This window comes from Actinoallomurus sp. NPDC052308, from assembly GCF_040679195.1.
Lineage (GTDB): Bacteria > Actinomycetota > Actinomycetes > Streptosporangiales > Streptosporangiaceae > Actinoallomurus > Actinoallomurus liliacearum.
Genome location: NZ_JBFAUM010000011.1, coordinates 1 through 17790 on the forward strand (window position 1 = coordinate 1; position 17790 = coordinate 17790).

At 71.8% G+C, this 17790-nt stretch carries 11 protein-coding genes and 1 pseudogene; 4 read left to right on the forward strand and 8 right to left on the reverse strand.

Annotated features, from left to right (window positions below):
* Window positions 1-157 precede the first annotated feature (157 nt).
* Window positions 158-1675 (reverse strand): glycerol kinase GlpK, encoded by a 1518-nt coding sequence (glpK, locus tag AB0L00_RS24805; RefSeq protein ID WP_345356216.1) that lies wholly within the window; start codon window positions 1673-1675, stop codon window positions 158-160.
* Between the two features lie 120 nt (window positions 1676-1795).
* Complete coding sequence (locus tag AB0L00_RS24810; protein ID WP_364438487.1) at window positions 1796-2620, reverse strand: MIP/aquaporin family protein; 825 nt, start codon at window positions 2618-2620, stop codon at window positions 1796-1798.
* Between the two features lie 297 nt (window positions 2621-2917).
* Here AB0L00_RS24810 and AB0L00_RS24815 point away from each other — a divergent pair, with 297 nt between their 5' ends.
* Window positions 2918-3685, forward strand: coding sequence for an IclR family transcriptional regulator (locus tag AB0L00_RS24815; RefSeq protein WP_364438490.1), 768 nt, complete (start codon window positions 2918-2920; stop codon window positions 3683-3685).
* Between the two features lie 34 nt (window positions 3686-3719).
* Window positions 3720-5232, forward strand: a pseudogene (gene glpK / locus AB0L00_RS24820) (glycerol kinase GlpK).
* Between the two features lie 206 nt (window positions 5233-5438).
* Here the strand turns inward: glpK (AB0L00_RS24820) and AB0L00_RS24825 are convergent.
* The 5 genes from AB0L00_RS24825 to AB0L00_RS24845 form a co-directional block, all read right to left on the reverse strand.
* Window positions 5439-6104 (reverse strand): lytic transglycosylase domain-containing protein, encoded by a 666-nt coding sequence (locus AB0L00_RS24825; RefSeq protein WP_364438493.1) that lies wholly within the window; start codon window positions 6102-6104, stop codon window positions 5439-5441.
* Between the two features lie 83 nt (window positions 6105-6187).
* Window positions 6188-7156 carry a carbohydrate kinase gene (locus tag AB0L00_RS24830; protein ID WP_364438496.1) on the reverse strand — a complete coding sequence of 323 codons (969 nt, stop codon included), beginning with the start codon at window positions 7154-7156 and terminating at the stop codon, window positions 6188-6190.
* An 85-nt stretch (window positions 7157-7241) separates the two neighbouring features.
* Window positions 7242-8051, reverse strand: coding sequence for an ATP-binding cassette domain-containing protein (locus tag AB0L00_RS24835; RefSeq protein ID WP_364438499.1), 810 nt, complete (start codon window positions 8049-8051; stop codon window positions 7242-7244).
* 64 nt (window positions 8052-8115) lie between these two features.
* Window positions 8116-9126 (reverse strand): ABC transporter permease, encoded by a 1011-nt coding sequence (locus tag AB0L00_RS24840; protein WP_364438502.1) that lies wholly within the window; start codon window positions 9124-9126, stop codon window positions 8116-8118.
* Between the two features lie 4 nt (window positions 9127-9130).
* Window positions 9131-10147 carry a sugar ABC transporter substrate-binding protein gene (locus AB0L00_RS24845; RefSeq protein WP_364438505.1) on the reverse strand — a complete coding sequence of 339 codons (1017 nt, stop codon included), beginning with the start codon at window positions 10145-10147 and terminating at the stop codon, window positions 9131-9133.
* Window positions 10148-10311: 164 nt separating this feature from the next.
* On the opposite strand from AB0L00_RS24845, the gene AB0L00_RS24850 reads away from it, so the two are divergent.
* Both AB0L00_RS24850 and AB0L00_RS24855 read left to right on the forward strand, forming a co-directional pair.
* Window positions 10312-11379 carry a LacI family DNA-binding transcriptional regulator gene (locus AB0L00_RS24850; protein ID WP_364438507.1) on the forward strand — a complete coding sequence of 356 codons (1068 nt, stop codon included), beginning with the start codon at window positions 10312-10314 and terminating at the stop codon, window positions 11377-11379.
* A gap of 166 nt (window positions 11380-11545) precedes the next feature.
* Window positions 11546-14434, forward strand: a complete 2889-nt coding sequence (locus AB0L00_RS24855) for a hypothetical protein (protein ID WP_364438510.1) — start codon at window positions 11546-11548, stop codon at window positions 14432-14434.
* Window positions 14435-14503: 69 nt separating this feature from the next.
* Here the strand turns inward: AB0L00_RS24855 and AB0L00_RS24860 are convergent, their stop codons facing one another.
* Window positions 14504-17644, reverse strand: a complete 3141-nt coding sequence (locus AB0L00_RS24860) for an error-prone DNA polymerase (RefSeq protein WP_364438513.1) — start codon at window positions 17642-17644, stop codon at window positions 14504-14506.
* Between the last annotated feature and the right edge of the window lie 146 nt (window positions 17645-17790).

A 17790-nucleotide genomic window follows, 5' to 3' on the forward strand; every position in this document is an offset into this window, starting at 1 on the left:
CTGGCGGACCGCGCGGCCGGGATCGACGGCATCCTGACGGTGAACAGCCCGCGCGGCGGACCGACCGTGATCCGCGCGGACCTGCCCTGCGTGTGCCTCGGCGGGCGGTGCCTCAGGGGAACGGCGCACCGCTCCGCCCGCCGCAGGGGGAAGGGGGCTAGTCGACGTCGACCCAGTCGAGGGTCCGGGAGACGGCCTTCTTCCAGCCGGCGTAACCCTTCTCGCGCTGCTCGTCGTCCCAGCGGGGCTCCCAGCGCTCGTCCTCGTTCCAGTTCTGCCGCAGTTCGTCGGTCGAGCCCCAGAACCCGACCGCGAGGCCGGCGGCGTACGCGGCGCCGAGCGCCGTGGTCTCCGCGACGACCGGCTTGGAGACCGGCACGCCGAGGATGTCGGCCTGCAGCTCCATGCACAGGCGGTTCGCGGTGATGCCACCGTCGACGCGCAGCACGTCGAGCGCGACGCCGGAGTCCTGCCGCATCGCCTCGACGACGTCGCGGGTCTGGTAGCAGATCGACTCCAGGGTGGCGCGGGCCAGGTGCGCGTTCGTGTTGTACCGGGACAGGCCGACGATGGCGCCGCGCGCGTCGGACCGCCAGTACGGCGCGAACAGCCCGGAGAAGGCGGGGACGAAGTAGACGCCGCCGTTGTCCTCGACCTGCCGGGCCAGCGACTCGCTCTCCGAGGCGCCGGAGATGATGCCGAGCTGGTCGCGCAGCCACTGCACGGCCGATCCGGTCACCGCGATCGACCCCTCGAGCGCGTACACCGGCCGCTCGTCGCCGAGCTGGTAGCAGACCGTGGTGAGCAGGCCGTTCTTGGACCGGACCACCTCGGTGCCGGTGTTGAGGAGGAGGAAGTTGCCGGTGCCGTAGGTGTTCTTGGCCTCGCCGGGGGCGAAGCAGACCTGGCCCACCGTGGCGGCCTGCTGGTCGCCGAGGTCGCCGGACAGCGGGATCTCACCGCCGAGCGGGCCGGACGCGCGCGTCATGCCGTAGAAGTCCGGGTTGGAGGAGGGCCGGATCTGCGGCAGCATCTGGCGCGGGATCTTGAAGAAGGACAGCAGCTCGTCGTCCCAGTCCAGCGTCTCCAGGTTCATCAGCATGGTGCGGCTGGCGTTGGTCGGGTCGGTGACGTGCACGCCGCCGTCGACGCCGCCGGTGAGGTTCCACAGCAGCCAGGTGTCGGTGTTGCCGAAGATGGCGTCTCCGGCCTCGGCGGCCTCGCGCACGCCGTCGACGTTCTCCAGGATCCACTGGATCTTGCCGCCGGAGAAGTACGTGGCGGGCGGCAGCCCGGCCTTCTTCCGGATGACGTCGCCGCGCCCGTCGCGGTCGAGCGCCGAGGCGATGCGGTCGGTCCGGGTGTCCTGCCAGACGATCGCGTTGTAGTACGGGCGCCCGGTGCGGCGGTTCCACACGACCGTCGTCTCGCGCTGGTTGGTGATGCCGAGCGCGGCCAGGTCGCTCGCCTCGAGGTTCGCCTTGCCCATGGCGGTCTCGATGACCGCCCGGGTGCGCTCCCAGATCTCGGTCGGGTTGTGCTCCACCCACCCGGGGTTCGGCAGGATCTGCTCGTGCTCGAGCTGGTGCTTCGCCACCTCGTTGCCGCTGTGGTCGAAGATCATGAAGCGGGTGCTCGTCGTACCCTGGTCAACCGCTCCGACGAAATCGGCCATGTCTCGCCTTTCTAGACGTTCGTCTCAGGCCGTCCGGCCGGACGTGGGGGCGTCCGGCCGGACGGGTCACGCGGAATCGTTCCGCGCGGGGGGAAACCGATCAGGCCTTGCCGGGCCCGGTCAGAGCTTCTCGAGCTCGGATTCGGTGGGGACGCGGCCGGGCTCCTGCTCTTCGGCCGGCAGGAACCGCCCGATGCACACCTGGTAGAGGCCCGCGCCGAGGACCCCGCCGATGACCGGGCCGACGATGGGAACCCAGAAGTACAGCCCGCCGTACTGGTCGCGGAAGGCGGTGCCGTATCCGGTGAAGAACGAGGCCAGCCGCGGTCCGAGGTCACGCGCCGGGTTGATCGCGTACCCCGCGTCGGTGCCCCACGCCATGCCGATCGCCACGACGATCAGGCCGACGATGAACGGCGCGAGGTTGGCGGCGGGGGAGGAGTTGCGCAGGTCGGTGACGGCGAGGATCAGGAAGAGGAGGATGGCGGTGCCGATGATCTGGTCGCGGAGCGCTCCGCCCGTGTGCACGGGCAGCGCGCCATTGCCGGGCAGGGTCGAGAAGACGCCCTGGGTCTTGATGGTGTGGCCGGGGTCGATCTTGGCCAGCACCTCGCTGTAGTTCCAGCGCACGATCAGCGCCGCGACGAACGCGCCGACCAGCTGGGCCAGCGAGTACGGCAGGACCTTGCGCCAGGAGAATCCCTTGAACACCGCCAGCGCGACGGTCACGGCGGGATTCAGGTGCGCGCCGCTGATCCGGCCCGCGACGTACACGCCGAGCGTGACGCCGAGGCCCCAGGCCCAGGCGATGCTGTCGTGGTTGCCGATCCCGCCGGCCACGACCTGGGCCACCACGCCCACGCCGAACAGGATGAGCACCAGGGTTCCCGCGAATTCGGCGGCCAGTTCACCGGCCAGTCCGGGGAGCTTGAGTCGCTCTGCCACGTCTCCTCCTAGGGGGCGATGTCCCGGCTCGGGGACACCGTGAGACACCGTCCGTGAGGAGACTGTGAGCCCCCTCACGACTGGGGGGACGCTAAGTCGCACGGTAGACCCGGTCAACAGACACCTGCCGACATTGTCGAACACCGGCCACCCGCTAATTCTAATAAGGGGCCTGAAGTGGTGATCTACCTCACAGAACACTCCGGATCACGGGTGTATCACGGTCAACCCCGCCCTCATGAGCGTCACAGGTGCCGACATTGTCGAATAGGTGCCGACTTGGACTAGCATGGCGGGGTGCCAGGTCCGGTCCAGTCGATCGAGCGAGCCGCCGCCATCCTCCGGCTGCTCGCCCGCGGTTCCGGCCGCCTCGGAGTGAGTGAGATCGCCGCCTCTCTGGGGCTGGCCCGCGCCACCGCGCACGGGATCCTCCGGACCCTGCAGGGGGTCGGCTTCATCGAGCAGGACGAGGAGACCGGCAAGTACCAGCTCGGCGCGGCACTGCTCCACCTCGGCACGAGCTATCTGGACGTCAACGAGCTGCGGTCGCGCGCGATCAACTGGGCCGACGCCCTCGCCGCCCGCAGCGGCGAGGCGGTTCGGATCGGCACCCCTCTGGACGGCAGGGTCCTCGTCGTGCACCATGTTTTCCGGCCCGACGACACCCTGCAGGCCCTCGACGTCGGCGCACTCCTCCCGGCGCACGCCACCGCGCTGGGCAAGGTGCTGCTCGCCTTCGACGCCGGCGCCGCCGCGGCGGCGCAGGAGACCGGCCTTGAGCCCTTCTGCCGGCGGACGATCACCCAACCCCGTGAGCTCGGCCGGGCGCTGGCCCAGATCCGGGAGATGGGGTGGGCGTCCGAGGTGGAGGAGTTCACGGTGGGGGAGGCCGCCGTGGCCGCGCCGATTCGCGGTCAGGGGGGCCTGGTCGTCGGCGCGATGGGCATCTCGGGGGCCGTCGAGCGGCTGTGCGATCCGAGGGGCCGACCCAAACCGCCGCTGGTGACGTACGTGCGCGACGCCGCGCGCGCCGTCTCCCGAGATCTTGGGGCCTCCCGCTGGTGAGCACCGCCCGCGGGGCCCGGAACGGCAGGACACGATGGTAGAGCGCTATGTGATGTCCGTTGATCAGGGCACGACGTCGACGCGCTGCATCCTGTTCGACCATGGGGGGGCGGCTGGTCTCGGTCACCCAGCGGGAGCACAAGCAGCACTTCCCGCGTCCCGGCTGGGTCGAGCACGACGCGATGGAGATCTGGCGGAACCTCGAGCGGATCGCGCCCGAGGCCCTCGCCCAGGCCGGGGTCACCTCGGATCAGGTCGCCGCCCTCGGGATCGCCAACCAGCGCGAGACCTCCGTGCTGTGGGACCGGCACACCGGCCGGCCCGTCGGCCGCGCCGTCGTCTGGCAGGACACCCGCACCGACTCCCTCGTCGGCGAGCTGAACGCCCGCCCGGAGGCCGACATGATCCGCGAGCGGTGCGGCCTGCCCCTGGCCAACTACTTCTCCGCGCCCCGGGTCCGCTGGCTCCTCGACAACACGCCGGGCCTTCGCGAGCGGGCCGAACGCGGCGACGTGCTGTTCGGCACGATCGAGAGCTGGCTGATCTGGAACCTCACCGGCGGTCCGGCCGGCGGCCTGCACGTCACGGACGTCACCAACGCCAGCCGCACGCTCCTGATGAACCTCACCACGCTGGCCTGGGACGACGACCTGCTGGCGTTCTTCGACGTGCCACGCGCGATGCTGCCGGAGATCCGCCCCTCCACCGAGACGTACGGCCGCGCGACGCGCGTGCTGCCCGGCGTGCGCATCGCCGCCGCGCTCGGCGACCAGCAGGCCGCGCTGTTCGGCCAGACCTGCTTCGCACCCGGCGAGGCCAAGTGCACGTACGGCACGGGCAGCTTCCTGCTCCTCAACACCGGTACCGAACCCGTCCGCTCCGAGCACGGGCTGCTCACGACCGTCGGCTACCAGATCGCCGACGAGCCGGCGGTGTACGCCCTCGAAGGCTCGATCGCCATCACCGGCGCGCTCGTCCAGTGGTTCCGCGACGGGCTCGGGCTGATCGCCAGCGCCCCGGAGATCGAGACCCTCGCCCGCACCGTCGACGACAACGGCGGCTGCTACATCGTGCCCGCGTTCTCCGGGCTGTTCGCGCCGTACTGGCGCAGCGAGGCGCGCGGCATCATCGTCGGGCTCACGTCCTACATCACCAAGGGGCACCTGGCCCGCGCCGTCCTGGAGGCGACCGGCTGGCAGACCCGCGAGGTCGTCGACGCGATGAACGCCGACTCCGGGCTCGCGCTGAAGGCGCTGAAGGTCGATGGCGGCATGACCGCCGACAACCTGCTCATGCAGTTCATCTCGGACGTCCTCGACGTCCCGGTCATCCGCCCGATGGCCGCCGAGACGGTCTCCCTCGGCGCCGCGTACGCCGCCGGGCTCGCCGTCGGCTACTGGGCGGATCTGGAGGGGCTGCGCCGCAACTGGCACCGGGCCGCGCAGTGGCTGCCGAGCATGGACGACGACCGCCGCGAGACCGAGTACGACAACTGGCGGCGGGCCGTCGAGCGCACCTTCGACTGGATCAAACCCGGCGGCAGGTGAGGGCCGCCCGAGCCTCCCGGAGGCGAGACGGAACCGGCGGTTCCTCCCGCACGTCCGATGCAGGACCTCGAGAAAGGACTGGATCGATGACGGACTTCGGTACCTCGGAACTGCTCATCCTCGCCTGCGCGCTCGTCGTGGGCGTCGGCGTGCTGGCCGGACTGGTCCGGCTGTTCCGCAGGTGAGGGACGGCCTCGGCCGGGCCGTCAGTACCAGTGGTGGGCCTGCCACCAGCCCCAGGCCCGGCAGGGGTCGCCGTAGCGGGAGCCGATGTAGGTCAGGCCCCAGGTGATCTGGGTGATCGCGTTGGTCCGCCAGTCCGGCGCGACCGAGCCCATCTTCGAACCGGGCAGCGCCTGCGCGATGCCGTAGGCACCGCTGCTCGGGTTCTCGGCGTGCTCGTTCCAGCCGCTCTCGTGGTTCCACATCGTGAGCAGCGACGGCCAGCACCGGCTCCAGCCCTTCAGGGCGTTCATCTTCTTGGCGTACTTCTGGTTGTCCGCGGCGCTGGGGTCGTGGCTCATCTTCTTGACGAACGCCTCCCACTCCCGGCGCTTCCGCTCCGCCGCCGCGCGCTTCTTCGCGTCGCGCTCGGCGGCGAGCTGCGCCTTGTAGGCGCGCTCCCGCGCGGTCGCCTGGGCCTGGGCCATCATCGGGTCCATCGTGTAGCCCTCGAGGGACCGCGCGAGGTCGTTGGTGGAGACGTCCGCCGCGGCGCCGCCGGGCGGCTTGCCCTTGCCGAAGTCGAAGTTGGCGACGACGACGACCGCGACCACGACGACGAGCGTCATGATCACGCCGGTACTGCCGAGCGTACGCCGGAGGATCCGCAGCGCGCGTGAACCCGCCGGGCGTTGGGGGGTGCGGGGCATGGATTCTAGCTTGCACCAGTCGCGACAGTGGTGGCCCCGTTTGTCCACATATTCGGCTGTGACATCTGTGACGGAGCGGAGGGTCAGATCTCGGGAGACGCCATGAGCTCCGCGCGCGTGGGCGGGTCGGCGCCCCGCCGCCCGCACGTGATCGCGGCGGCCCGCGCCGCCTCGGCGCACACCTCGGTGAACACCGACCCCGGAGCGGCCCGGAGGGCGGCGCGGCGCTCGGCGCCGAGCAGCCCGCGGTCGTACAGGCCGGCGAGGGCGGCGCTCATGTACGAGTCGCCCGCGCCGACCGTGTCGACGACCTCCACCGTGCGCGCCGGCAGCTGGAGCGGCGCCAGGCGGGGCGCGGCGACCAGCGCGCCCGCCGCGCCCAGGGTCACGATCACCACGGCGCCGGTCCCCTCGACCAGCTCGGCCGCGAAGCGCCGCGGGTCGGCGCCGGGCCGCAGCCACTCCAGGTCCGCGTCGCTGATCTTGACGATGTCCGCCGTACGGAGGAGCGCCTCGACGCGGGACCGGGCGTCCGGTACGGCGGACATGACGTCCGGGCGGCAGTTCGGGTCGTAGCTGATCGTCGCCGTCTCCCGCGCCCGGCGGACGAGACCGGCCAGCGCCTCGGCCCCCGGCGGCAGCACCATGGCGAGGGAGCCGACGTGGAGGGCGGCGACGTCGCCGAGCGGTACGCCGGCCAGCTCCCCGGCGGTCCACTGCCAGTCGGCGGTCCCCGCGAGCCGCAGATCGTACGACGGCGGCCCGCCCCCCTCGTGGTGCACGAACGCCACCGATGAGGGCTCCGCGGCGGGCGCCACCGCGCCGGTGCCGACGCCGTTCCGTACGAGGTGGTCCCGGAGGGACCGGCCGAACGGATCCGCGCCGATCCGGGCGATCATCCGGGTCGGCGCGCCCAGCCGGGCGAGCCCGACGGCCACGTTCGCCGGACTGCCGCCGGGCAGCGCGAGGTACGGGCCGCCGGGCTTCTCGGCGACGAGATCGATGATCGCTTCACCGGCGACCGCGACGACGCGGGCGTCAGGGATCCGCACACACTCTCCTTGGTTCGGACCGGCGGGCCGGTCGGCTCGTCCGCCCGGACGGGCCGGTTGGACATTCTGCCGAGCCGCGGGCCGGTCAGGTCGTTTCGTTATCGTTCGCGGCGACGGCCAGGTTGCCCGGCGCCGCTCCCGTCATGATGGCAACCGCCTCGGCCATGTCCGTCTCCGCGGGGCGTACGACGGCCACCCGCCGGCCCAGGCGCTGGATGTGGATCCGGTCGGCGACCTCGAAGACCGCGGGCATGTCGTGGCTGATCAGGATCACCGGCAGGCCGCGGTCACGGACCTGTCGGATCAGCTCCAGCACCATGCCCGACTCCTTGACGCCGAGCGCGGCCGTCGGCTCGTCCATGATGACGACGTGCCGCGCGAACGCCGCGCTGCGCGCGACCGCGACGCCCTGCCGCTGCCCGCCCGACAACGTCTCCACCGCCTGCTTCGTCGACGTGATGCCGATCTTCAGGTCCTGCATGTGGCCGCCCGCCTCGGCCTGCATCGCCTTGTGGTCCAGCAGCCGGAACACCCGGCCGAGAACGCCCTTACGCCGCACCTCCCGCCCGAGGAACATGTTGCTCGCGATGTCCAGCGCCGGCGCCACCGCCAGGTCCTGGTACACCGTCTCGATCCCGGCCCGCCGGGCGTCCGCCGGGCTGTGGAAGCGCACCGGCCGGCCGTCGAGCAGGATCCGGCCCTCGTCCGGGACGAGCGCGCCGGACAGCGCCTTGATCAGGCTGGACTTCCCCGCGCCGTTGTCGCCGATCACGGCCAGGATCTCGCCGGGCCGGAGCTCGAAGTCCGCGCCCGCCAGCGCGGTGACGTGGCCGTACCGCTTGACCAGACCGTGTGCCTCCAGCACCGGCCGCACGCCCTCTGCGTTCTCGTTCACGTGCCCTCCTCCGTCGGGGGAGTGACCAGAGTTGCTGTGCTCATGACTCGCTCGCTGCGCTCGCTCATGTGCGCCTCCTTCGGGCCAGCTGGTCGACGCTCACCGCGAGGATGACCAGGATGCCGGTGATGAGGACCTGGTAGATGGACGGGACCCCGGTCAGCTGCAGGCCGTTGCGGATCACACCGACGATCAGCGCGCCGCACAGCGCGCCGATGATGCTGCCCCGTCCGCCGAACAGGCTGACGCCGCCCAGCACCACCGCGGTGATGCTGTCGAGGTTGTCCGTCTGCCCGGCCTGCGGGTCGCCGACGGACGTACGCCCGATCAGCAGGAGCCCGGCGAGGCCGTAGATCGCCCCGGCGACGGTGTAGACGGTGAGCAGCAGGCGGCGGTCCGGGATGCCGGTCAGGCGGGCGGCCTCGCGGTTGTCGCCGACCGCGTACACGTGCCGGCCGGCCGCCGTCTGGCGCAGGACGTACCAGGCGACCGCGAACAGCGCCAGCATGACGACCGAGCCGTACGTGACGTCGGTGTTCCCGAGGGGGAACGTCCGGCCGAGGAAGGTCAGCGACGTGGGCAGCCCGGTGATCGTCTGCTCGTTCGAGTAGACGTGGGTGAGGGCGAAGGCGATGTTCCAGGTGCCGAGCGTCACGATGAACGGTGGCAGCTTCGCCATCGTGACCAGCGTGCCGTTCAGCGCGCCGAACGCCGTGCACACGGCGACGCCGATGAGGATCGCCCAGCCGCCCGGCACTCCGCCGCCGACGGCGAGCTTGGTCATGAAGATCGTGCCGAGCGCCATCACGGCACCGTTGGACAGGTCGATGCCGGCGGTCAGGATGACGATCGTCTGGCCGACGGCGAGCGCGCCGACCACCATGACCTGCTGGACGATCAGCGAGAGGTTCGCGCCGGTGAGGAACCGGTCGGTGCGGATGGAGAAGTAGCCGCAGGCCAGCAGGAGGGCGACGAGCGGGCCCACCGCCGGGAGGGTGAGGAGCCGCGCGGCGCGGGCCGGCAGGCCGCGTCCGCCCTCGGCCTCGGCGCGGTCGGTCGCGGTGACGGTCGACATCGGCTCAGCCCCAGCAGTTGGCCAGGCCGAACTGGACGTCCTTGGAGTCCACGCCCGGCTGCGCCTTGTTCGTGATCAGGTTGACGCCGGTGTCGGTGTAGCCGCTCGCCTTCTTGCCGTTCTCGGCGAAGCCGACGATCGCGTCGACGCCCTGCGTGGCCATCTTCAGCGGGTACTGCTGCGAGGTGGCCGCGATCTGCCCGGACTGCACGGCCCTGACGCCGGTGCAGCCGCCGTCGACCGACACGATCATGACGTTCTTCTCCTTACCGGCCGCCTTGAGGGCGGTGTACGCGCCGAGCGCCGCCGGCTCGTTGATCGTGTAGACGAGGTTGATGTCGGGGGCCTTCTGCAGGCAGTTCTCCATCGCGGTCTGCCCCTTGGCCTGGTCGCCCTGGGTGTTCTGCGCGCAGACGACGCTCGGGCCGCCGTCCTTGACGCCGAAGCCCTGCAGGAACCCGTTGTGCCGCAGGACGCCGACCGTGATGCCCGGGTTCAGGTCGAGCATGGCGATCTTCGCCGGCTTGGCGCCGAAGGCCGCCTTGGCGTACCTGCCGATCAGGATGCCGGCGTTGAGATTGTTGGTGGCGAACAGCGCGTCGGACGCGTTCTTCGGGTCGGTGGGCGTGTCGAGCGCGATCACCTCGATGCCCTTCGCGCGTGCCTTCTGGATGCTGGGCACGATGGCCTTGGTGTCGCTGGGGACGATCAGGATGCCCTTGACGCCCGCCGCGACCATGTTCTCCATGGCCGTGACCTGGCTGGCGTTGTCGCCGTCGAACTTCCCGGCCGCGGTCATCAGCTTGACGCCCTTGGCCTGGGCCTCCTTCTGCGCGCCCTCTTTCATCTTGACGAAGAACGGGTTGGTATCGGTCTTGGTGATGAGGCCGACGGTGACCTCACCGCCGGAGCCGGAGCCCTTCGCGCCCTTGCCGCAGCCGGCCGCCGCCAGGGACAGAGCCGCGACGGCGACGATCGCGGCGGTACGGCGGCGGTTCGATGCCCAGACGTCACGTTTCATGCTTCCTCCAACCCCGCCGTGGACGCGCCACGGCAGGCGACCGAGCGGTTGCCCCCCGAGGTCCGGAAACGTTTCCAGGAAACGTTTCCGCGAATGTAAGACCCGGGCGTACGGTCTGTCCAGAGCTGCGGGCACAATCGACCGGGGCGTGAGGGGGAGGACCGGTGGCACCGATTCCGGGCGATGAGCAGCGGCTTCCGGGCGATGAGCGGCGGCGCGGCAGGGTCACGATGCGCGACGTCGCCGACCGGGCGGGCGTCGGGCTCGCGACCGTCTCACGCGTGATCAACGGCAAGCCCGGGGTGGCGGCCGACCTGGTCGAACGCGTCAACGGCGCGGCCCGCGACCTCGGTTACCGGCACGACGTCACGGCCAGCAGCCTGCGCCGCGCCGACCGGCGGACCGGGACGATCGCCCTGGTCCTCGAGGACGTCGCCAACCCGTTCTCCTCCCTCCTGCACCGCGCCGTCGAGGACGCGGCCCGCGCGGAGAGCGTGCTCGTGCTGACCGGCAGCAGCGACGAGCAGCCCGAGCGCGAGCGGGAGCTCATCGACACGTTCACCCTGCGCCAGGTCGACGGCCTGATCGTGGTCCCCACCGGAGGCGCCGACGCCGAGCTGGCGGCCGTCCGGCGGCAGGGCACGCCCATCGTCTGCGTGGACCGCCTCGTCGAGCTCGACCAGGTCGACACCGTCACCGTCGACAACCGGGAGGGCGCCCGCGCCGCCGTCCGGCGCCTGCTCGACCTCGGTCACCGGCGCGTCGCGTTCCTCGGTGACATGGCGTCGATCCGGACCGCGCGGGAACGCCACGCGGGCTACCTCGAGGCGCACGCCGGCACGGGGGCGGCGGTCGACGAGCGGTTCGTCCGCCGCGAGATCCGCAGCGCCGACGCCGCCGAGCGCGCGATGCGCGAGATCCTCGGCGCGGACGAACCGCCGACGGCCGTCTTCGCCGCGCAGAACCTCCTGACCATCGGCGCCGTCCGGGCCCTGCAGCGCCTCGGCCTGCAGGACCGCGTCGCGCTGATCGGCTTCGACGACTTCCCGCTCGCCGACATGCTGTGCCCCGGCGTCTCGGTCGTCGCCCAGGACCCCGCCGAGATCGGTCTCATCGCCGCGCGGCTCCTCCTCGGCCGCATCGTCGACCCCGGCCGCCGGCCCGCCCGGCACGTCGTCGTGCCGACGACCTACATCGCCCGCGGCTCGGGCGAGATCCCGCCCGGCCGCTGAGGGCGGCGGACCGGGTCCGGAACGAATATTCGATCTACTTTGTAAAGGCGCCGACCGGTGTGAGCAATCGAGATCATCGCCCTGCGGGCCCCGCTTTCTTCGGATAAAGGGCCAGGAAAGGCCACTAGGAGTTCCTGGTGGGGTTTCACTGCCTAGGCTTGGGCGCATGGTTCCGCCGCAGGGCCGCCCTATGGGCATCGACGCCACGGAAGGATATGTGCTCAACACCGAGGAGGGACGCCGGCTTCTCGCCCTGTTCGACTCATTGACGACTTTGAATCCCTGGCGGCTGACCGGCCGGCCGTTTCCGGTGGTCGCCCTCGAGTCCGCGAACCCGCAGGCCGACGTCGGCGCCTACCTCGACGCGCTGGAACAGGCGGCCTTCGAGGCGCGGATTCCGCATATCAGTCCCGGACTCGAACCCGCCGCGGAAGACGCCGACCTTCGCCTTCTCGACAAAATGTCCGAACCCGCCGCCTGGCGGTCGCTCCGCCGTGACTTCGGGCGGCTCAGGTTCCCTCGTTCGGATCTCGTCAAATCACTCGAACAGGCCATCGCGCGCGCCGACGCGAACGACACCAGCCCCGCCGACGAGTGGAACGCCGCCGCGGCGTCTTTCTCCTCTGCCTTACGACCGGGCCGGGCGCCGGTCTGGTGGTCGGTGGTCGGCGTCACCGCCACGGCGCTGCTCAGCGGTTTCGCGCAGGGGCTGGCCGACAAGGTCACCCTGCCGGCCCTGCTCACCGGCGGGGCCCTGCTGGTGGTCCTGCTGGCACTCCTCGTCGTGGTGCTGCGGCCGCGGTCCTGGCTGGCGATCCTCACGCGGGTGGGATTCGGCGGCCGGTACCGGTGGTTCGCCACCTCGTCCTTCTTCAGCGTGCTCGGCGGGGAGGGGTTCGACGGCCGGCTCAAACGCGTGCTCGGCCGGATGACCGCCAAGCGCGGAGCCGACGAGTTCCGGCTGCAACTGAAGTGCTTCGCGTTCCTGGAGGACGTACGGGCGGCGCACAAGAGGCTGTCGCCGAACCTGCGGGGGTTCAAACGCCCGGTGCCTCCCGTCGTCTTCCTCAAGGGCATCACGAAGGACAACGGCGGGATCGAGCTGTTGTCGGCGATGAGCGACATCCGCAGCCGGCGCAGCGAACTGCACCCGCTGCTGGTGATCGCCTCGGTCGACCACGTGCACCGCCACGAACTCGACGATCTGGCGCCCCCGCAGCACGACATCGACGTCTCCATCGACGACCGTTACGACGACTGGGAGGCGTCCCTGGGAATCGCGCAGGCGCCCAGCCAGCAGGTCGCGCTGCCCTGGGTGCTGCGGCTGCCGATCCCGGCCAGGCGGCCGGGCCGTAACCCGCCCGCTCCGCTGCCGGTGCGGCACCGGCCCCGCTGGACGTGGGCGTGGTCCGCGCGATCCCTGCTGGTGGCCGTCCTGGTGACGGTGATCGGCGTGCCGTATCTCCACCATCGACTGGCGGCGAGGTACTGCGAGGTCGGGTTCCCCTTCGCCGCGAACACCGACTCGCGGCTGCTCCTCGACCCGGACGGCAGCCGGGAGTGCGTCGGCATCGCGACCAGGGGAGTCCGATTCGAACGCGGGGTGACCAGCATCGGTGTGGACGGCAACCGCATGCCGCCGCGGGAGACCGCGGATCTGGCCCTCTCCCAGGGCCGGTTCACCCTCGCCGACCTGGAGAGCCGAATCGACGGCGAGAACCGGACCATCACGCGGTTGCACCAGCCGTATGTGACGGTGCTGTACGCCGGGATCCTCACCGCGGCCGAGGGCCACGACCAGAGCGTGGTGAGCGGCATCCGCGCGCTGGCCGGCGCGTACCTCGCCCAGGTGGGCAACAACCGGACCGGTCAGCCCGGCGCGGTCGGGAACCGGCTGAAGATCCGGCTGCTGCCGGTCAACGTCGGTGAGAACATGAACTTCTCGCGGCAGGCGAGCGACGCCATCCTCGCGGTGGCGCGACGCGACCCGACGGTGGTCGGGGTCGTCGGCATGGAGCGCAACACCGACGCCTCACAGGCCGCGATCACCCGGCTGAACGATGCCGGGCTGGCGGTGCTCGGCACCGTCAACTCCTCGGACCGGCTCCCGCAACTGCCCCACTACTACGGGCTCGCCTCCACGGACCATGACGAGGCGGCCCTCGCGTCCTACGCGGCTCACCAGGCGCTCGGCGGCCGGTCCTCCCTGCACGCGATGATCGTCTCGCGGGAGCCCGGCGCGACGAAGGACCAGTACAGCGTCGAACTGGCCGCCGACGTCGAGCGGCAGTTGCACTCGGCCCGTGTCTCGACCGTCCGCTACAGCGGCGCGGACGACATCGGCGGCCAGATCAGGACCGCCTGCGCCGCGGCGGCCGGCGATCCTTTCGATCTGATCTATTTCGCCGGTCGTGCGGAGGACATCTACAACCTGATCAACAACCTCGGCGACGGCGGTTGCGCGAAACGACCGCTGACGCTGCTGGGCGGCGACGAGGTCGCGCGAGCGCGGTTCGGCAGCGGGCAGCACGACGTGATCCTGCCACCGGGCATCAAGGTGTACTTCACCAGCGCCACCTACCCCAGCAATCTCACCGCCGGCGGCAGGGACCGTTTCACCCCGTTCTTCACCCTGGCCCGCAACAACCTCGGCGTGCGCCCGGAGAACCAGGCACTCCTGGCGGACGGCCAGATGGCGCTGACCTATGACGCGACATCCGTGCTGGCGCAGGCCGCGCAGCAGGCGTTCACCGCCCTGGCCATCCCGGCGAAGAGCGGATCACTGATCCCCGGCAGCCGGACGATCACGTCGGGCAGCGTCCTGCTGGAGCTGAGGTCCCGCCGGTGGGACAACGCGGCGAGCGGCGCCGTCGACTTCACCAAGGACGATCACGACCTGAACGGTCCGGGGAACCGGGGACTGACCCTCGTCCAGGTCACCGTCGACGCCGGGGGCACCCCGAGGTACAAGCCGGTCTGCGGTCGGATGAACGGCGGCGGCAAGGTCGCCGACCTGCCGCTCTGCCCCGCGGAGGAGGGGTCGCCGGGCCGCTGACGGATCCGCTCGCGCGGCCTCCCGGCCAACGTTCTTGATCTACAACGTAAAGGCCGTCGGCCGGTGCGGTCACCGGAAGTCGCGGCTGCGGGCCATCGTGGCGACGGGCAGCCGCTGCAACCGGGTGGCGACGAGGTTGGTGGCGCCGTCCTGGCGTTCGAGGCGGCCGTGGACGAGCAGCGCCTGCGCCTGGAAGGCGACGTTGCGGTGGCGCTCCCAGATCTGGGGTCGGCACAGGACGTTGAGCATGCCGGTCTCGTCCTCGAGGTTGAAGAAGATCACGCCGTTCGCGGTCCCCGGGCGCTGCCGGTGCGTGACGACGCCGGCGACCAGGATGTTCGTGTCGCCGGGCACGTCCTTGACCGCGTACAGGGGAACGGCCCCGCGCTCGTCGAGGGCGGTCCTGACATGGGCCATCGGGTGGTGCTCGGCCGTTCCGGTGGCCCACAGGTCGGCGATGGTCTGCTCGACCACGGTCATCAGCGGCAGCTCGGGGGCGGCGGTGCCCGGCGCGGTGCCGGGCAGGTGGCCGGGGCGGGTGTGGGCCAGCGCGCCCGCCGCCCACAGCGCCTCGCGGCGGCCGAGCCCGAAGCAGCCGAACGCGCCGGCCGTGGCCAGGGCCTCCAGCGCCGCCGTCGACAGCGGCACCCGGCGCACCAGGTCCTCCAGATCCGCGTACGGCCGGCCGGCGGCGATCCGCTTCGCGACGTCCTCGCCGAGGGTCCGTACGGACGACAGGCCCAGGCGGATCGCGGGCTGCGGCTGCGCGGGCGCGTGCGGGAGGTCCCCGGCCGGCGTGTACGGGGTCTCCAGCGTCGCCTGGTCGGAGCTGGCGTTCACGTCCACGCCGAGGACCCGCACACCGTGCCGGCGGGCGTCGCCGAGCAGGGTCTGCGGGCTGTAGAACCCCATCGGCTGGTTGCGCAGCAGCCCGGTGGTGAACGCCGCCGGGTAGTGCCGCTTCAGGTACGCGCTGGCGTACACGATGTGCGCGAAGCTCTGCGCGTGCGACTCGGGGAACCCGAAACTGGCGAAGCCGAGGATCTTGTCGTACACCTCCTCGGCGATCTCGGCGGGGATGCCGCGTTCGGCCATGCCGCTCAGCAGCCGGTCGCGGAGCCGCTCGACGCGCTCGGGCGCGCGCTTGGCGCTCATCGCCTGCCGCAGCGCGTCGGACTCCGCCGGGGTGAACCCCGCGCAGTCCACGGCCAGTTGCATCATCTGCTCCTGGAACAGCGGCACGCCCATCGTGCGCTCCAGCGCGTTGCGCATCAGCGGGTGCGGCAGGTCCGGCGGCTCGTGCCCGTTCCGGCGGCGCAGGTACGGGTGGACCGAACCGCCCTGGATCGGGCCGGGCCGGATCAGCGCGACCTCCACCACCAGGTCGTAGAACGTCCGGGGCTTGAGCCGGGGGAGCGTCGCCATCTGCGCGCGGGACTCGACCTGGAACACCCCGACCGTGTCGGCGTCGCACAGCATCGCGTACACGTCCAGGTCGTCCGGCGGGATCGTGTGCAGGTCATAGCGCCGCTCGTGGAACTCGCCCACCAGGTCGAACGTGTCGTGCAGCGCCGCCAGCATGCCCAGGCCGAGCAGGTCGAACTTGACCAGGCCGACGGCGGCACAGTCGTCCTTGTCCCACTGCAGCACGCTGCGCCCCGGCATCCGCGCCCACTCGACCGGGCACACCTCGCCGATCGGCCGGTCACAGATGACCATGCCGCCCGAGTGGATGCCCAGATGCCGGGGGAGCCGCTGCATCCGATCGGCCAGCGCGGTCACCGCCTCCGGGATGCCGTCCGGAGGGAGAGGCTCGTGCGGGGGGTGGTGGGGCGCAGCCACGGGGGTGGAAAGCGGGGAGAGCTGCCGGGACCAGGCGTCCTGCTGGCCGGGGGAGAAGCCGAGCGCGCGGGCGGCGTCCCGGACGGCCATCCGCGGCCGGTAGGTGATCACGTTGGCGACCTGGGCGGCCCGGTCGCGGCCGTACCTGTCGTAGACGTGCTGGATGACCTCCTCACGCCGGCGGTTCTCGATGTCCAGGTCGATGTCGGGCGGCCCGTCGCGGCCGGGCGACAGGAACCGTTCGAACAGCAGGTTGTGCCGTACGGGGTCGACACCGGTGATGCCCAGCGCGTAGCAGACCGCGGAGTTCACCGCCGACCCCCGGCCCTGGCACAGGATGTCGTTGTCCCGGCAGAACTCCACGATCTCGTGCACGATCAGGAAGTAGCCGGGGAAGCCGAGCTGCTCGATGACGTTCAGCTCCCGCGCGATCTGCCGGTACGCCCGCGGCGCCCGTCGCCGCGTCCCGTACCGCTCGCGCGCCCCCTCCTCGACGAGGTGCCGCAGCCAGGTCGCCTCGGTATGGCCGGGAGGCACGAGCCAGTCCGGCAGGTTCGGCGCGACCAGCTCCAGGTCGAAGACGCACGAGCGGCCCAGCTCCACCGTCCGCTCCAGCACGCCGGGGAAGCGGGCCAGCCGGGCCGCCATCTCCGCCGCCGACCGCAGGTGCGCGGTGCCGGTCGCGGGCAGCCAGGAGTCCATGTCGTCCAGGCCGCGCCGGGCCCGTACGGCGGCGAGCGCCTCGGCGAGCGGGGCGTCCCTCGGCGCGGCGTAGTGGACGTTGTTCGAGGCCACGACGCCGACGCCGACCCGCCGGGCGAGGTCGTACAGCGCGTCGTTGCGCGCGTCGTCGAGGGGCTGGTCGTGGTCGATCAGCTCGGCGAAGACGTTCTCCCGCCCGAACATCTCGGTCAGCGCGCGCAGCTCCGCCTCGGGGTCCGTGCCCGCGTGCACCGCGCCCTTGCGGCAGCCGGTGAGGATCACCCAGTGCCCGCCGTGCGCGGCGGCCAGGTCATCCAGGTCGTAGACGGGACGGCCCTTCTCACCTCCGGCGAGCTGCGCGCGGCTGATCGCGGCGCTCAGCCGCCCGTACCCCTCGACGTCGCGGGCGAGCACCAGCAGGTGCCGGCCGCCAGGGTCGGGCTCGCCCGCCGCGGCGGCGGGCAGGTCCAGGCTCAGCTCCGCGCCGAAGATCGTGCCCACGCCGGTCCCCTTGGCGGCCTCCTTGAGGCGTACGGCCCCGTACATGCCGTCGTGGTCGGTGACCGCCAGGGCCTCGACGCCGAGCCGGACCGCCTCCTCGACCAGCTCGTCCGGGCCGGAGGCGCCGTCGAGGAAGCTGTACGACGAGTGGCAGTGCAGCTCCACCCAGCCGCCTCCGCGCGGCGGCAGCCGTACGGGCGGCGCGGGCCGCTCCGCCGGCGCCGGGGGGGGGGGGGCGCGGGGGGGCGCCCCCCCCCCGCCCCGCCCCCCCGCCGCACCCCCCCCCGGGCGCCGCGGGTGGGGGCCCCACA